Annotated in this window: 15 protein-coding genes; 7 read left to right on the plus strand and 8 right to left on the minus strand. The window is 45.4% G+C overall.

Annotated features, from left to right (window positions below; genetic code table 11):
- Positions 1-10: 10 nt before the first annotated feature.
- The 6 genes from R7D93_RS15665 to R7D93_RS15690 all read right to left on the minus strand — a co-directional run bounded on the left by R7D93_RS15665 (position 11) and on the right by R7D93_RS15690 (position 7,175).
- A complete protein-coding gene (locus R7D93_RS15665) occupies positions 11-1,351 on the minus strand; it encodes an MFS transporter (protein ID WP_005480243.1) in 1,341 nt (446 codons plus the stop codon).
- Positions 1,352-1,357: 6 nt separating this feature from the next.
- Positions 1,358-2,860, minus strand: a complete 1,503-nt coding sequence (gene uhpB / locus R7D93_RS15670) for a signal transduction histidine-protein kinase/phosphatase UhpB (protein WP_213867729.1) — start codon at positions 2,858-2,860, stop codon at positions 1,358-1,360.
- Entirely contained in the window at positions 2,860-3,468 is a 609-nt protein-coding gene (uhpA, locus tag R7D93_RS15675; RefSeq protein WP_064369242.1) for a transcriptional regulator UhpA, read from the minus strand. The genes uhpB and uhpA overlap by 1 nt, the downstream gene beginning before the upstream one ends.
- 138 nt (positions 3,469-3,606) lie before the next feature.
- Positions 3,607-5,001, minus strand: coding sequence for a hexose-6-phosphate:phosphate antiporter (uhpT, locus tag R7D93_RS15680; protein WP_021707729.1), 1,395 nt, complete (start codon positions 4,999-5,001; stop codon positions 3,607-3,609).
- A gap of 405 nt (positions 5,002-5,406) precedes the next feature.
- Positions 5,407-6,237, minus strand: a complete 831-nt coding sequence (gene fdhD / locus R7D93_RS15685) for a formate dehydrogenase accessory sulfurtransferase FdhD (protein WP_017447522.1) — start codon at positions 6,235-6,237, stop codon at positions 5,407-5,409.
- 53 nt (positions 6,238-6,290) lie between these two features.
- Positions 6,291-7,175, minus strand: a complete 885-nt coding sequence (locus R7D93_RS15690) for a LysR family transcriptional regulator (RefSeq protein WP_005460961.1) — start codon at positions 7,173-7,175, stop codon at positions 6,291-6,293.
- 666 nt (positions 7,176-7,841) lie between these two features.
- Between R7D93_RS15690 and R7D93_RS15695 the strand changes: the two genes are divergently transcribed.
- Positions 7,842-10,166, plus strand: a complete 2,325-nt coding sequence (locus R7D93_RS15695) for an FdhF/YdeP family oxidoreductase (RefSeq protein ID WP_222711870.1) — start codon at positions 7,842-7,844, stop codon at positions 10,164-10,166.
- 195 nt (positions 10,167-10,361) lie between these two features.
- Entirely contained in the window at positions 10,362-10,838 is a 477-nt protein-coding gene (locus R7D93_RS15700) for a DM13 domain-containing protein (protein WP_213970862.1), read from the plus strand.
- Positions 10,839-11,036: 198 nt separating this feature from the next.
- On the opposite strand, the gene R7D93_RS15705 is transcribed toward R7D93_RS15700, so the two are convergent.
- Entirely contained in the window at positions 11,037-11,486 is a 450-nt protein-coding gene (locus tag R7D93_RS15705) for a YkgB family protein (RefSeq protein ID WP_005376100.1), read from the minus strand.
- A gap of 147 nt (positions 11,487-11,633) precedes the next feature.
- Here R7D93_RS15705 and R7D93_RS15710 point away from each other — a divergent pair, with 147 nt between their 5' ends.
- Positions 11,634-12,434 (plus strand): PhzF family phenazine biosynthesis protein, encoded by an 801-nt coding sequence (locus R7D93_RS15710; protein WP_225495857.1) that lies wholly within the window; start codon positions 11,634-11,636, stop codon positions 12,432-12,434.
- Between the two features lie 136 nt (positions 12,435-12,570).
- Complete coding sequence (locus tag R7D93_RS15715; protein ID WP_176311566.1) at positions 12,571-13,269, plus strand: aspartate/glutamate racemase family protein; 699 nt, start codon at positions 12,571-12,573, stop codon at positions 13,267-13,269.
- Positions 13,270-13,336: 67 nt separating this feature from the next.
- Here R7D93_RS15715 and R7D93_RS15720 read toward each other — a convergent pair whose 3' ends face one another.
- A complete protein-coding gene (locus tag R7D93_RS15720; protein WP_225495859.1) occupies positions 13,337-15,040 on the minus strand; it encodes an FAD-dependent oxidoreductase in 1,704 nt (567 codons plus the stop codon).
- A 151-nt stretch (positions 15,041-15,191) separates the two neighbouring features.
- Here R7D93_RS15720 and R7D93_RS15725 point away from each other — a divergent pair, with 151 nt between their 5' ends.
- The 3 genes from R7D93_RS15725 to R7D93_RS15735 are packed head-to-tail and all read left to right on the plus strand — an operon-like array spanning position 15,192 to position 16,356.
- Entirely contained in the window at positions 15,192-15,482 is a 291-nt protein-coding gene (locus R7D93_RS15725) for an ArsR/SmtB family transcription factor (protein WP_005376206.1), read from the plus strand.
- A gap of 5 nt (positions 15,483-15,487) precedes the next feature.
- On the plus strand, positions 15,488-15,901 hold the full coding sequence (locus R7D93_RS15730) for a YeeE/YedE family protein (protein ID WP_254901900.1): 414 nt from the start codon (positions 15,488-15,490) through the stop codon (positions 15,899-15,901).
- Between the two features lie 14 nt (positions 15,902-15,915).
- Entirely contained in the window at positions 15,916-16,356 is a 441-nt protein-coding gene (locus R7D93_RS15735) for a YeeE/YedE family protein (RefSeq protein ID WP_225495869.1), read from the plus strand.
- The last annotated feature ends 46 nt before the right edge of the window (positions 16,357-16,402 follow it).

Below are 16,402 nucleotides of genomic sequence, written 5' to 3' on the forward strand. Positions count from 1 at the left end.
ATAAGTCGATTTACAACCGAGGCTTTGGTTCGAGTGGTTTTCGTGATGGCTGCGCTTGCAAAAATGGCAGCAACAAAAGGCCAATGACGGCTGCACAAACTGAAATGGTGATGAAGAAACCTGTCCAATGATATTCTTCAAGAATTAATGCCAGTGGATAGCCAGACAATGCTGCACCCATGTAGGCGAACAAGCCCACGAATCCTGTTGCCGCGCCGGCAGAATCTTTGTGAGAGCACTCAGCCGCCGCCATACCGATAAGCATTTGTGGCCCAAAGACAAAGAAGCCGATGGAGAACAATCCCGCCGCTTGGAATGCAAAGTTGGTCAGAGGCATCAGCCAAAGCGCGGAGACAGATAAGAAAATCCCAATAGCGAACAGCAAGTTCATTGGCCCACGGTTACCGCCAAAGAGTTTGTCTGAGCCCCAACCCGCAACCAATGAACCAACAAAACCGCCGATTTCAAACATCGACAGAGCAGCGTTGGCGTTAATCAGGCTATAGTGATGCTGCTCGGTCAAGTACAGGTTTCCCCAGTCGTTGATTGCGGTTCGGACGATGTAAACCAACACATAACTGAACGCGAGCAGCCAGATGTATTTGTTGTTAAATACGTACGATTTCAGAATTTCTCGGTAGGTGAGGCCACGTCCGTAATTTTCTTGCGCAAGTTCTAGTGCGTCGTTGCGCCATTGGCCGACACTTGGTAAACCCATTGTTGTGGGTTTGTCGCGCAATCGCCAACAAACGAATAGACCGAGCAATACCCCGATGATGCCGGGTAGAATAAAACCTTCACGCCAGCTGTAGTGCAACGTTAAATAGCCCACCAAAATAGGGATAAGCGCGCCACCAACGTTGTGTGCGGTGTTCCAAATCGCCCATAAGAAGCCACGCTCGGAACGTGAATACCAAGTGGTTAACAGCTTGGAGCATGAAGGCCAGCCCCAGCCTTGGAACCAGGCGTTTAAGATCCACAGAGTAATGAAAGCCGCGAGTGAGCTAGAAAAACCGAACGCGATATTGACCAGACCTGTCGCAATCAATCCTAATCCCATGAAATAACGAGGGTTAGAGCGATCCGAAATCGTGCCAGAAATAAACTTCGAGCAGCCGTAGGTGATGTAGAAAAGTGTACCGATAAGACCCAAATCGCCTTTATCTAAGCCAAGGTCGGTGATCATCGCTGGTGCGGCGTAGTTAAAGGTCTTACGGGTAAAGTAGAAACCTGCGTAGCCGATGTACATCCCCAACATAATGTGCAAACGCCAATGGCGGTAACGCTGGTCGATTTGCTCGTTGCTCAGACTCGGTTGAGTAAATTTAGGTGAACGTAAAAATCCAAACATCTTGAGTTACACCTTAGGTAAAGTAATGCTGATTTGTGTGCCGATCACTTGATCGCTGGTGGAGTAGATAACCATTTTTCCACCTAACGCGTGCACACGCTCTTGCATGCCGCGAACGCCCATGCCTTTCATGCTGTCCTGAACTTTGAAACCGACACCATCATCGTGAATCATTAGTGACACCGCCGCTTCTCCGATCGTCAGTTCAATACTGATCAACTGCGCTTCTGCATATTTGGCGGCGTTATTCAATGACTCTTGGCATAAACGGAATAGGGTGACTTTGAGCGTGTCACTCAAGTTGGTGTAATCGCCTTGCCAGTTCAGTTGAACAGTCGTTCCGTGATTGGCAAATTCCATCTCTCGCGTCAGTTGCTCGACGGATTCTTTCAAGTCCAAATCATCCAGCATTTTTGGTCTTAGCTTGCTTAACAGTCGCTTAGTGGTGTCGTACACGTTGAGGGAAAGCCCTTCGATCATGTCGGCGCAACCCACGCTTGTTTCGGCGTTATTTACCCGCTTAATGATGTTGGCTTGTGTGCGGATCGCCGTGATGTTCTGTCCAATTTCGTCATGTAGCTCGCGCGCAATATCGCGTCTTACGGATTCTTCCGCTTTGATAAGCTGGCGAGACAAATTCTGATTGCGTGCAAGCTCGCCGCGCAGTTTGTGATTGAGGTCTTTTTGTTTCTGAACCCCTAAGCCGAGCATAATGCCGGTGATGGTTTGCGCCGAGAGAGATAATAACAAATCGGTGATTTCTAGATTTGATACGCCGCTGCGAGCCGCAATCAGCGCAATGCTGTTGAGCATGGTGGCGAGTAGAGCACCTTGCCAGCCGTAACGCAGAGCAAGCACGATGATTGGAATCGCCATACAAAACGGCGCAAATCGTTTTAGCTCTTCAGGCAAACTGGTTTGCACCAAAATACTGCCGATCAAAAGCAGCGCATAAAGCACTATATGACGCACCTGAAATACAACGGCATTACTAAGTAGGAGAGAGCTAAGCGGAGACCAACGACTTTGGAACAAATAACTCCATAACAAGTAGCACATAGGCACCACGAGCAAGCCTCCAGAAATGCTAGCCAGCCATACCATGTAAACCGAAGGAACGTGAAAACCAACGGCCATCACATTAATAAACGCGCTAATGATAATGACTGCGCTCATCACGGCTAAATGGCGGTTTTGGTCTCCGTAGTAGTATTTTTTCGCAATCAGAGTGACCGGGATACTGGCAATGCTCGCAATCAGCACGGTAAGCCACTGCGGTTGACCCAGTAAGATCGCAAGTGCGATGGAAAGTCCCCACTCCGAAAGGTAAATCGTCGGCCAATAAGCGGTGCGAGTGTGAAGGGCGGCACCTAATCGTAAAGCGAAAGGAAACAATAAGATCGCCAGCTCGGGATCATTGACAAAGTAATAGGCAATCACCCATAAGCAGAACCAGGCGCAAGCCATAACAAAAAGTCCGCAAATGGTGGTAACAGCATAAGCTCGCATTAAAAGGACTCTTGAGAAAATAGTTTGGCGAGCTCAACGTTGTTTTTCACGCCGAGTTTGTCGATGGCATTCGCACGATGAACATGCACAGTCTTGTGGCTCAAGCCAAGCTCTGCCGCGACAGACTTTACATCCAACCCAGTGGCAAGTAGCTGACATACCTCGTTTTCACGTTTTGTCAGTTGGCATAGAGAGGTGGTGTTGTCGCTAGGCGTTGCAAGTTTAAGTGCAATATCTGATGTGAGGTAACAGCCGCCAGAAGCACTGGTTCTCACGGCTTGAATAAGTTCGTCTGGGCTACAGCGTTTACTAAGATAGCCTTTTGCACCTAACTTTAGTGATTTTTCCACCATCGCAGGGGAGTCATGCACGCTAAGCATCACGCAGGCAATGCCAGTTGGTATTTCGCTGAGAAAGTTTAAGCCGCTTTCATCTGGCATGGAAATATCTAGGATGACGACGTGTGGGTGTACCACAGGCAACCCTTTGCGCGCTTCTGCGACAGAACCAAATTCACCAACAACGGTAACATCACTTTCTAAATTTAATAATTGTGCGAAACCTGAACGCACGATGACGTGATCATCAACTAGAGCAACATGAATCATTATTACAACCAAATAGAGCAGACGACTAACAACAATAAGCTCCAACAGGAGCCAATAGAAAAACCTTTAATGATACTGAATTGAGCCATGCTTTTTAATGATCTTGCGCGCTTTACCGAAGTAAAGCGCGCAGAGAAGTTAGGCTTGGTTTTGTGCAAGTTGAAGCTTCTTCGCGTGTCGAATCTTCTTCTCTTCCGCGATAGCGACGAAAGCAAGCAAAACAATACAAATCATGGCGGAGGTATCTAGGGCTGCGAAGGTACCTTTCCAACCTGTTAAGCCGAAGATAGGTGTACCGTCTGCAATCATACCGAGACCAAGTTTCGCGAAGCTGTCACCGATTAGGTAAGCGAATGTACCTTTTACGCCGTCAGCCACACTGATTGCTTTTTTAGGGACAAAACCAACCGCGGCAACACCGATAAGAAGTTGCGGACCAAACACCAAGAAGCCCAATACAAATAGAGAGGCTAAGTACATGAACTCGCTAGTGGCGTGTTGGTAGAACTCAAGCGATACGATGATCAAGCCAAGAGACACACAAGCTACCAATGCGCGGCGACCGTTTGCTAGGTCAGATAAGTAACCCCACATCAAAGTACCCACAAGCGCACCGACTTCGAACAGAGTAAAGCCAGAGATTGCCGTTTCTTTTGAAAGACCAAGCTCTTGGTATGCGTATACCGTTGACCATTGGTCGATACCGATACGCACGATGTAAAGGAAGATGTTGGCAAAGCAAAGTAGCCAGATAACTTTGTTTTTAAGAACGTATTCAACAAAGATTTCTTTTTTGGTCATCTGGTTTTCTTCAGCGGCGGTGTCTTCTTCACTCACTGCTTCATCGAAAAGTTCTTCTACTTTACCTAGACCGTAAGCTTCTGGAGAGTCGCTACCAAAGCGCATACCGATAAAGCCGACGATGATCGCGATGATAGAAGGGAACACGAACATGCCGATTACGTGCCCGTCGAATAGGTAGTTGGCACCGAAAAGAGCAACACCCGCTGCGCCCGCACCACCAACGTTGTGTGACATGTTCCACAAGCCGAGGTAAGAGCCGCGTTTGTTACGAGGTGTCCATTTTGTAATGGTTGAGTAACTAGAAGGGCCACCAGTACTTTGGAAGAAACCACTTAGAGCGTAGAAAGCCACCATCAAGAACAGGCTTGCACTACCGCCGCCCATGCTGAAGCTGAAACCAAGCATTGCAAGACCAGAAAGGATCAGCATAAAAGGGAGGAATTGCTTGGTGTTCTTACCGTCAGCGTAGTAAGACACAACGGTTTTACCGATGCCGTATGTGATGGAGAAGCCAAGGCCAATAAGACCTAGGTCTGTCATGCTCAAACCGTAAGTTGAGATCATGTCGTTTTGCGCGACATTGAAGTTCTTACGAATCAAGTACATGGTTAGGTAGCCGATGAATACGACCAAGTAAGATTGGATGAACGGTTTAAACCACATCTTTCTTCTAACTTCGACGGGAAGATCGAGGGTCGGCTTCCGCACCTGTTCGAGGAATTTTAACATGATGAACTCTCTTGTAATTGTTTTAGAAACACAACGGAGACCGTTATGCGCTCTTGTTACCTTTGACTGAGCGGAATTCTAGAGAGTGGTTTTGTGAGGCACATGAGATGGTTGCCTAGATCGGCTAGGAAAAATTCCTAGAAATGCCTAGTAAGGCGGAAAAGCGTGAAAAGAGTCACACAAAATCCTTACTAATCTATGGGTCTTTGACAGGGTTCTATCGGATTGGAAAGCGTTCAAATGCAAGCAGGTTAATATACGCAAGCTTAGTGCTGACAAGGGGTGAGCACGTTTGGTTGGAGAGAATAGTGGCTTGTCGCTAAGTATCAATTGGGAACGAGAAGCAAACAACAGAAACCCGGAGGTCTCTGTTAGAAATATTAGGAATTTGGCTAGGTTGACGTGTTAAGGCGCAGGGCTGTATAGACGTGGCGAGCCGTGTTTTGGTAAGTGAATTAGGTTCAAATGGTTTCTTCTTGCCCATTCGACAGTTAACGCTGTAGGTGCAGATAAGCAAACCAGAGTGGGGATACGCGCGCGAACGGCTTTGTGGATCAACTCTAAGCTGCAACGGCTTGTCATGATAGCGAAGCCACTTTGAGGCTCGATGTGATTGTTGGCCAATGCGCCAATCAACTTATCTAGCGCGTTGTGACGGCCGATGTCCTCTCGGCACAACTTGATGTTGCCTTGTAAATCTGCAAATAAAGCGGCGTGTAACGCGCCAGATTCACGTGCGGCTTCTTGATGCAGTGCGACTTTGTCTCGCAGCCCTTCAAATACATCGGAGCGCGGAGGAAGAGACGGTGTTAGCGGTGCCAAATCAGGCAAAGCTTGTTCCAGAGCCTCTACACCACAAATGCCGCATCCGGTTGTGCCGGCAAGATTTCGGCGCTGTGTTTTTAACGCCCAGAAAGCGCGGTTGCTGATTTCCACTTCCGCATAGTGAGATTCGTGATCGCCACCAATTTCAATGTCTTTAATCTCTTTGAAATCGTGGACGATGCCTGTGCTTAGGCTAAATCCTTTCACGAAGTCTTCCAGATGGCCTGGCGTCACCATCATGACCGCTTGGCTAATGCCGTTATAGCTGATAGCTAAGGCGGATTCACTCGCCAGCGACATTTGTTGCACTGGGCGGCCATCAATCAATTCTCGGTAATTGAACGCACTTGGTTGAGGTGGTGCTTGATTGAAATCGGACAGTTCAAAATAAGATTGAGTAGTACATCTCATGAAATCACCTCATAAGCCGTTATGTATGCCAAAAATTGACGTGTGGATTCTTGTTATCGATTGAATATGTTTTTTGCTTCTGCGAAGCACTGATCGGTTAGCGCGGAGAAGGGTTCTTGTTTTCGCTTTAACAAACCTAGCGGGGCGTGAACGGCGGCTTCTTCGATAGGGATAATGCGAAGCGTATCGTTCAACTCTTCCAATCCACAATTCAGCGGCATAATGGCGCAACAAAGGCCGCTGGTTACTGCTTGGATCAAGTGAAAGGTGGAGTTACTTTCAATGACGGTTTGCGGAACCAGCCCTTTACTCACAAAGCTAAGATCAATGGAGTGGCGATAGTGCATGCCCTTCGAAAGCAGCCCTAGCGGAATGTTATTGAGTGACTCCCATAACACTTCAGATTCGGCAAAATCAAAATGACGCTCATCGAATAAAACGCCAAGTTTGGTTGAATCTAGCTCGATAACATCAAAGTAAGCGGTGTTGACTTGATCGACATAACACATCCCCAAATCAAGTTGATTGCGATTGAGTTGGTCTATGATCTGTTCGGTCGTCATGGAGAGTATTTGAAAGCGTAACTCAGGGAACTGTTGAGCTAATGGTTTGAGCAATTGCATAGGGTTTTGGCTGGCGAGTGGCACCATTCCAAGCCGAAGAGAGCCGACTAACTGACCACGGCAGTTGGCGGCTTCGGCTTGCAATCCATCATGAGCGGCTAAGACGGTTTTTGCCCAAGCTAAAATACGCTCTCCGGCTTCAGTAAATCCTTCAAATCGTTGACTTCTCTGGATTAATTCGAGGTCGAGTTCTTCCTCTAAGCTTCGGATTCTCATGGACAAAGTAGGCTGCGTAATGTGGCACAATGCGGCGGCTTGACCAAAGTGTTTGGTCTGTTCAAGTGCGATGAGATATTTAAGTTGTTTGATATCCATAATGGCTTGTTAACCTTGCGTTGTGAGTCACATGTACGAGGGAACTCCCTAAAAAGGGCACAGCACTACCGTACTTTTTAAGCGCTGGAGCGTTTTAACTAGGGAATGGAAAACCAAAACCAAGTCAAGAATAAAACCACACTCAAAATTGATCTGAATCAAGGCTATTCCTGATATTAATTAGGGTCAAATTTAAAGTATCTATAGTGTGATAGATATTATCTATTATCAAGAGTACCGATTTTATTGAGTTCGTTAATCGAACTAGGTGGAATCGAATGGGAAAACGATTAACCTCATAAGTTGTATTGATTAAAAATGTGATAACCGTCAGTGGAAAAATTCGTCATAGATTTTGTTTATCACTCGGTCAGGATTATCAATTGGACGCATATTGAATATCGACTTAATCTTTGATTTAGATCAAGACGCAGCGATGCAAATTGAATCTACCAGTCTTAGAAACAGTAGGCGGGTATCCGATATCAAGAATCTAGATAAGTAAACGCTCGGACAGGCGAGAGCATGTTGAGTGGTTACTTATTTGGATTAAAAAATACATGGATTAGAAACTAAGCCCTTCAATACTTCCGCATTATCTCAATAAATAACGCGCTTGTTTTCACGGGCACCCTGCTTGCTGGTATATCTGCGAGGAGTAAAGTCGTGAGCCAAAAAGAACAAATAAAAGCATACAAAGGTCCAGCTGGTGGTTGGGGTGCACTGAAAGCCGTAACCAGAAGTTGGTGGGGCAGTGAAAATGCAGTTAAAAACATTCGCACTATGCTCAAAACCAACCAAAATGGCGGTTTCGACTGCCCGGGATGTGCATGGGGTGAGTCGCCAGATAGCGGTAAAGTCAATTTCTGTGAGAATGGCGCGAAAGCGGTAAACTGGGAGGCGACCAATCGTCTGGTTGATCCTGAGTTTTTTGCCAATCACAGCGTTTCTTCTCTCTCAACGCAAACCGATTACTGGTTGGAATACCAAGGCCGTATCACGCACCCAATGCGATACGATGCAGAATCCGATCACTATGTGCCAGTCTCTTGGGATGAGGCTTTTGCACTTGTCGCGAAGCATCTCAATCAATTGGATTCACCGAACCAAGCGGAGTTTTATACCTCTGGTCGTGCAAGCAACGAAGCGGCGTTTTTGTATCAGCTATTTGTCCGCGCATTCGGTACCAATAACTTTCCAGATTGTTCCAACATGTGTCACGAAGCCAGTGCAATAGGGATGAAAGACACCATTGGTGTTGGTAAAGGCACAGTGATCTTTGATGATTTTGAAGAAGCTGATGCGATTTTCGTGATTGGTCAAAATCCGGGCACGAACCACCCACGAATGCTGGAACCTCTGCGCGAAGCGGTAAAACGTGGTGCACAGGTTATCTGTCTAAACCCGCTGAAAGAGCGCGGATTAGAGCGTTTCCAAAACCCACAAATGCCGATTGAGATGTTGAGTAACGGCTCAGAACCTACCAACACGGCGTACCTGCGTCCTGCTTTAGGTGGAGACATGGCAGTGTTTCGTGGCATCGCGAAATTCTTGTTGCAATGGGAACGCGAGGCATTGCAAAACGGTGGCAAAGCGGTATTTGACCGTGAGTTCATCAAGCAACACACGATAGGTATTGATGAGTATTTGGCTGAAGTGGACGCAACCTCTTGGGAACACATCGCTGAACAATCGGGTCTTGATTTAAGTGAAATCGAGATGGTGGCGAGCATGTATCGACGTGCAGAACGTGTGATCATGTGTTGGGCGATGGGGTTGACTCAGCATCGTCACTCTGTGCCAACCATTAAAGAAGTCGCAAACGTGCAAATGTTACGAGGTAACGTTGGTAAGCCGGGCGCGGGTCTTTCACCAGTGCGTGGTCACAGTAACGTTCAGGGCGACCGTACGATGGGCATTGATGAAAAACCTTCAGATCTGTTATTGGATCGCATTGAAAGTCGATTTAACTTTGCCGTCCCGCGTGGTGAAGGCCACAACACTGTGCAAGCCATTAAAGCGATGGAAGAAGGACAAGCGAAAGTATTTATCGGTTTGGGCGGTAACTTTGCACAAGCAACGCCAGACACAGAACGTACGCACAACGCGATGCGAAACTGTAATTTAACCGTACACATTTCGACGAAGTTAAATCGTTCTCACCTTGTCACAGGTAAAGATGCGCTTATTCTTCCGTGCTTAGGCCGTACCGAGATTGATCAGCAAGCGACGGGCCCACAAGGTGTGACGGTTGAAGATACTTTCAGCATGGTGCATATCTCATTTGGTCAGCTAAAACCGCGTTCGGAGCATTTGCGTTCAGAACCAGCGATTATTGCTGGTATTGCCAATGCGACACTCGGGGCAAAACCAATTGATTGGTTGTGGGCAATTGAAGATTACGACCGTATTCGCGATTTGATTGCCGACACGATTCCGGGCTTTACCGACTTTAACCATAAGCTTAAACACCCAGGTGGATTCCACTTGGTAAACCCAGCTGCCGAGCGTCGATGGAATACACCAAGCGGCAAAGCACAGTTCAGCTCTAGCGAGTTGCCGAAGCAGTTGATCAGCGAAGCGATACTCGAAAAAGGCCAAAAGCCAGATTTGATCTTGCAAACCATGCGCTCACACGACCAATACAATACGACACTTTACGGCTTGAATGACCGTTATCGTGGAGTATTTGGTATGCGCGAAGTGCTGTTTATCAATGAAGCGGATATTCGTAAACTCGGTTTTGAACCGGGCGACAAAGTGGACATGGTGTCATTGTGGGAAGATGGCGTTGAGCGCCGTGTGAGCGGATTTACGCTTGTTGCCTATGATGTGCCAGCAGGTCAGGCGGCGGCTTACTATCCAGAAACAAACCCATTAGTTCCTTTGGACAGTTATGGGGATAGAACGTTTACGCCAACCTCTAAGTTTATTGCGATCAAATTGGAAAAATCGACATCCGATAAGATCGCTTTGGTGGAAGCGGAATAGTGACCAAACCGGCACAACGACATTTCCGATAAGCAAACGGCTGATATTAATTATCAGCCGTTTTTAATTGCGCTCAGTCTGCATTTAGTGCGCATAGCTTGTGTATAATGTTAATGACATTATGCTGCTCGATAATAGACAGATAAGGCCGATTTGAATCTAAATTCAAGTAGTAAAACTAATAAGAAGATGCTTATGACCTTGAAAAATATAATTAAATTAACAATCAGTCACTTAGTGTCAGTTTCTATTGGCATTGCGATAGGTATCTATACTTTACCGATCCTTATTGCACCACCTGCGCCGACCGATGAGCAAGTTGCTAAGAGTAAGCAAGGCGCAGAATACAGCGCAGTGTTTAAGAGGGAACTCAAAGGTAGCGATGCTTTTCATTGGGGAGAGGGAGAGATTCATTTGAGTTCTGAAGTCATTACGTTGGTAGGAAAACTCGCTCCCGGACCAGACTATAAACTCTATCTATCTCCTAAGTTTGTCGAAACGGAACAAGAGTTTAATGACCTTAAATCTGAAATGAGCTTAATTGGTGATGTCAAAACGTTCGATAACTTCGTTGTTGAGGTTCCTCAAAGCACTTCAATTTCTGAATACAATACGGTTGTTGTATGGTGCGAGACATTCGGTGAGTTCATTACTTCGGCAAAGTATCAATAAACCTTAGCAGTAGAGTAAAAGGCTTTTCTTTTCACTTTACGCTAGGATGTTGTTTCGCATCATTAGAAGGCAAAGACTCTTAAACATTCTAAATTTAAGAGTCTTTGTTTAGAGTTATTGACAGAACCATTCGACTTGTAAGTCGTTTGCACCTTTCAGGCTACGTTCTGGAAAAACAAGATTTCGAACTATTTAGAGTTATTCTCTGTTTGGCTTGTTTCGTTCGATGACGCTAATCGCAATGGCTAAAAATAGAATATCTTTTACTAAAAAGAAGTTTGTCACCAAAACCCCATCAGACACTTTCCATGTATTCGGTGTCGTAATTAGAAAGCTGAGTGTCGCAAGAAAAATAATTGCGGCGGCTATGCCAGAAAAATAAGCGACTCGTGTGTTTTTAAGGCCAACGATTAATCCAATAGCGACAATGATTTCTGTTGCGCCAATGATGTTTGATACGGCTTGAACTGACATCACATCATACAACCAACTCATCAGAAAATGATTTTCAACGAGCGGTTGTATAAGCTTGGCCTCTGTAGGTGTGAATTTATAAATACCAATCCATATTAGAACTAAAGAAACGCCGAAAACTCCGATAAGATATCCAATTGAGTCACATTGATGATGGCTTTTTACGTTTTGCATAATTAACTACATTCTCCTGTTTGTTAGCGCTTCCAACAAGACCTATAAGGTTGGTAGAAAATTTCATAGGTTTTTTTCGCTCAAACAACAGATATTAAAAATCACGTGATACAGAATTACGTGTTTGATAGAACTTAAGGATATTTCGTGGAAGTTAAAATTTTTCAGGTTGACTCGTTTACATCAAAGGTTTTCAAAGGTAATCCCGCAGGTGTTTGTATCACAGAGTCAAGCCTTGATGAGGAAACGATGTTGGCCATCGCGGCCGAGATGTCGTTATCTGAAACGGCATTTCTGTCACTCAGTACAATGCAACTTCGTTGGTTTACACCGAGGACGGAAGTTGCTTTGTGTGGACACGGCACACTTGCAACGGCACACGTTCTGAAAGAGCAGGGGTTATATAATACTGGAGATACGATTGAGTTCGTTACGCTATCTGGGGTTTTAACCGCACAACTCGATCATGAAGAAATTCATTTGGTGTTTCCTGCTCCAACTTTAGATATGCGAGCTAGTATTAACAAAGACTTACTTCATGGTTTGGGGCTAGATGCCGCCAATGTAGTCGCCTACGGTCAGTTTGATAATAAGCCGTTGATCGTCATTAATGATGAATTTGTGCTTGAACAACTCGACCCTGATTTTGGTGCGCTGCTTAAACAAAAAGGCCGTGGCGTCGTCATCACTGCTCAATCAAGCACTGACGCCGATTTTGTCTCTCGATACTTCGCGCCTTGGGTGGGTGTTAACGAGGACCCAGTTACAGGCTCTGCACATTGCGCTTTATGTGTTTACTGGGCTAAAGAGCTCAACAAAAAGCAACTGAAAGGCTTCCAAGCCTCCAAGAGAAGTGGGGTCGTCCATACAGAGTTGTTAAGCACTGAGCACGTTAAGCTTTCTGGAAATGCGGTAACGATATTGCGAGGATATATGAGAATCGCGTAGCGGTCCTTGTGGGAATGATTTTATTTTCGTGTTACCCAATGCTCAATAGTGAAAACGCTTGAATGCTTCTTATTTAAGTGGTTAATTTTGTTTGTAGCCCCCCTGACACGGTGGTGTATAACGATTGGAGAGTTATATGAAAACTATCGGCCTTCTAGGTGGTATGAGCTGGGAGTCGACGCTTAGCTATTACAAATTGATCAACGAAGGAGTCAAAGAGGCGTTAGGCGGCCTAAATTCCGCAAAAATTTGTATGTATAGCGTGAATTTTTCAGAGATAGAGAAACTTCAACATCAAGGTAAATGGGAAGAAACGGCAAGCATTCTATCTGATGCTGCATCTTCAATAGAAAAAGGGGGCGCTGACTTCATTCTTATTTGTACTAACACAATGCACAAAGTTGCGCCTCAAATTGAAGCCAGTATTAATATCCCCATACTACATATCGCAGACGCGACTGCTGAGTTACTTCGTGAGAAAGGGGTTCAAAAGGTCGGACTCCTTGGTACTCAATTCACAATGGAGCAAGACTTTTATAAAGGAAGGCTTTCAGACCTCTATGGGCTTGATGTCATCATTCCCGATCAAGACGACCGCTCTAAAGTACATAACATTATTTATAAAGAGTTATGCCAAGGTGAAATCAAAGAGGAGTCAAGGACGATATACTTGCAAATTATTGAAAAACTAAAAGAGCAGGGAGCTGAAGCTGTGATTCTCGGGTGTACTGAAATTGCCTTACTTGTAAACCAAAGTCACACCGATGTTACACTACTCGATACCACTTCTATCCATGCTCAAGCAGCAGTCCGTTTGGCAATTGAAGGTGAATGATCTACGCTTTCTTTCCTGCAAAAAAAGAGAAAACCAAGCACGTGGTTTTCTCTTTTTTATTATCAAGTTATAAGCGAGCAAATTTGAGAGTTCTGTATCCACCAATCAAGTTGCGGGCTTTGTAACCATTGTTGACCAGCTGACGGTATGCTACGTTACCGCGTAACCCAACTTGACAGTAAATCACGATCTCTTTGTCTTTAGGAAGTTCGTGCATGCGACGACGTAGTTGATCGACAGGAATATTAATTGCACCTTCAAGATAACCAACGGACTCCAATTCACCAGGATTACGAACATCAAGTAACAGTTGGTCTTCTGTCAGTGAATCCATTTCATCATAATGAATCGCGGTCGCATCGCCTTTGATGATGTTATTTGCCACAAACGCCGCTTGGTTAATTACATCTTTAGCAGAGCCATAAGGTGGCGCGTAAGTTAGCTCGAGGTGTTGCAGTTGCTCTACCGTCATACCAGCACGCTGAGCAACTGCCATTACGTCGATACGTTTATCAACACCGTCTTTACCTACTGCTTGCGCACCTAATATTTTACCTGTTACTGGATCAAACAGCATTTTGAATGACACGGTTTCTGCACCTGGGTAGTAACTCGCGTGACTTGCTGTATGCACATACACTTTTTCATAAGCGATGTTTTCACGTTTCAGCTGTTTCTCGTTTTTACCAGTAGAAGCGACGGCTAAATCAAAAATCTTACAGATCGCCGTGCCTTGCGTACCTTGGTAAGTTTCTTGGCGGCCAAACATGTTGTCTGCTGCCATTCGGCCTTGACGGTTTGCCGGGCCCGCAAGTGGCACTAGAGTTTGCTCGCCAGTCACGAAGTCTTTCTCTTCTACCGCGTCGCCGACAGCGTAGATCGAAGGATCGCTGGTTTGCATGTATTCATTGGTATAAATACCACCAAGAGCGCCGATTTCTAAGCCAGCTTCTTTTGCTAATTTGGTCTCGGGGCGAACACCAATTGCCATAATCAGAATATCGGTGGTGAGTCTTTCACCATTGTTTAGTGTTAATTCCAATTCACCTTCTAGATGTTGGTGTTTTTCGCTTTCACCAGAGTCGAAACTTGCCACGTGCTCGTTAGGTACGAATTTCACCGACTCAAGTGCGACGCCAAGTTTAAGGTCGATGCCTTTCTCACGAATTTCAGCATGTGCGAAGCCAGCCATTTCACGGTCAACGGGCGTCATCACTTGATCCGCCATTTCAACTAATGTGGTTTTTATGCCTAGCTGGTGGAAGGCTTCCATCATTTCCAAACCGATAAAACCACCACCAACGACCGTAGCGTGTTCAACTTTGTTGGTTTCGATCGTTTTAATGATGCGATCCATATCTGGAATATTGCGCAGCGAGTGCGTTAACGGGTTATCAATACCCGGAATAGGCGGCACAACTGGACCTGCGCCAGGGCTGAGTAGAAGAAAGTCGTAGCTCTCTTGGTATTCAGAGCCATCAAGCAAATTGTTAACCGTAACCGTTTTGTCTTGACGGTTAATAGAAACCACTTCGTTCATCACACGGACATCAACATTGAAACGCGCTAGAAAGCTCTCAGGCGTTTGAAGAAGCAGTTTGCTGCGCTCTTGGATATCGCCACCAATGTGATAGGGTAAGCCACAGTTTGCAAATGACACAAATGGACCGCGTTCAAACATAATGATTTCTGCGTCTTCACTAAGACGACGAGCGCGAGCTGCTGCAGATGCACCGCCAGCAACCCCACCAATAATCACGATTTTGCTCATGGATTTCTCCTGCTGAATGATCGAAAACGCCTACACCTTACTTAAATAAATTAGCTAAGTCTAATGTTATTTAATCTACATTAGCATTGACTTAATAATATTAATTAGTAATATCTAATAAAATGTAATGTAGTAATGAAGAGGCATAAGAATGGGCGACAGTATGCTACAAAGTGCGACCGAAGCGAGTGAGCTGCTTAAAATTATGGCTCATCCAGAGCGCCTAATCGTGATGTGTAAGCTGATTGAAGGTGAGAAAGGGGTCGGTGAACTGTTTGAAGGTTCATCATTAAGCCAATCTGCTTTTTCACAACATCTCACCGTATTGAGAAAGCACGACATCATTAAAGCTAGGAAGGTTTCTCAGCAGGTATTTTATTCAATTTCTGATGAAAGAGTTGGTCCGCTGGTTGAAGCGTTTAAGCAAGTTTTCTGTAAGTAATTAGTTTGGCGGATGCTATGTTTGAAGTTCCTTGGATGTCGCTTTTGGGCGGCATAATAGTTGGCGTATCAGCGATAACACTGATGCTATTTACTGGCAAGACTGCTGGGATCAGTGGGATCTTAAACGGTGCCGTTGAGAGCGCAGACCGCGTTTGGCGAATTGTTTTTTTAATTGCGATGGTATTAGGTGGCTTGTTTGCTGTTTATGTTCTTGGCGGGCATGTACCAGATCAGTACAGCGGTTCTCTTATTTTAGTTATCGTTGCTGGCTTGTTAGTCGGTGTTGGTACGCGTATCGGCAATGGTTGTACTAGTGGTCATGGCATTTGTGGGATAGGGCGTTTCTCAATCCGTTCTGTGGTCGCGACGTGTACTTTTATGGCCACAGCCATGTTAACCGTCTTGCTAGTATCGTGAGGAATAGTGCCGTTATGAAAACTCATGTAATGAAAAGTATTAAGCAAATGTCCGTTGTTGCATTTTCTGGTGTGCTCTTTGGTATTGGTATGGTGGTCTCTGGTATGGCTGAACCGGCAAAAGTGATTGGCTTTCTCGATATTACTGGAGCATGGGATCCAAGCTTAGCCTTTGTAATGGGCGGAGCACTTGCGGTGTTCGTTCCAGCTTATCTTTTATTAATAAAGCCAAGAAGCGAATCTGTGTTTGGTGATGAGATTGTACGCCCAACTTCTAAAACGATAGACAAAAAGTTAGTCGGTGGTGCAGCACTGTTTGGTATTGGTTGGGGCTTACTGGGTGTGTGTCCTGGTCCTGCGGTTGCCAGCCTTTTTACTGGCAACGTACAAGTTCTGCTCTTTATAGCGGCAATGTTGGTTGGGTCATTCACCGCTAAAAGAGTGGTTCGTGGCTAAAGAGTTCTTCAACGCAAAAAGAGTATCTCAACGTTAACAGAGAACT

This window comes from Vibrio sp. YT-15 (genome assembly GCF_033337445.1).
Lineage (GTDB): Bacteria > Pseudomonadota > Gammaproteobacteria > Enterobacterales > Vibrionaceae > Vibrio > Vibrio alginolyticus.

Coding starts and splice junctions, on each gene's coding strand:
- R7D93_RS15665 (WP_005480243.1), bottom strand. CDS start 1,351: ATGTTTGGATTTTTACGTTCACCTAAATTTACTCAACCGAGTCTGAGC.
- uhpB (WP_213867729.1), bottom strand. CDS start 2,860: ATGCGAGCTTATGCTGTTACCACCATTTGCGGACTTTTTGTTATGGCT.
- uhpA (WP_064369242.1), bottom strand. CDS start 3,468: ATGATTCATGTTGCTCTAGTTGATGATCACGTCATCGTGCGTTCAGGT.
- uhpT (WP_021707729.1), bottom strand. CDS start 5,001: ATGTTAAAATTCCTCGAACAGGTGCGGAAGCCGACCCTCGATCTTCCC.
- fdhD (WP_017447522.1), bottom strand. CDS start 6,237: ATGAGATGTACTACTCAATCTTATTTTGAACTGTCCGATTTCAATCAA.
- R7D93_RS15690 (WP_005460961.1), bottom strand. CDS start 7,175: ATGGATATCAAACAACTTAAATATCTCATCGCACTTGAACAGACCAAA.
- R7D93_RS15700 (WP_213970862.1), top strand. CDS start 10,362: ATGACCTTGAAAAATATAATTAAATTAACAATCAGTCACTTAGTGTCA.
- R7D93_RS15705 (WP_005376100.1), bottom strand. CDS start 11,486: ATGCAAAACGTAAAAAGCCATCATCAATGTGACTCAATTGGATATCTT.
- R7D93_RS15715 (WP_176311566.1), top strand. CDS start 12,571: ATGAAAACTATCGGCCTTCTAGGTGGTATGAGCTGGGAGTCGACGCTT.
- R7D93_RS15720 (WP_225495859.1), bottom strand. CDS start 15,040: ATGAGCAAAATCGTGATTATTGGTGGGGTTGCTGGCGGTGCATCTGCA.
- R7D93_RS15725 (WP_005376206.1), top strand. CDS start 15,192: ATGGGCGACAGTATGCTACAAAGTGCGACCGAAGCGAGTGAGCTGCTT.
- R7D93_RS15735 (WP_225495869.1), top strand. CDS start 15,916: ATGAAAACTCATGTAATGAAAAGTATTAAGCAAATGTCCGTTGTTGCA.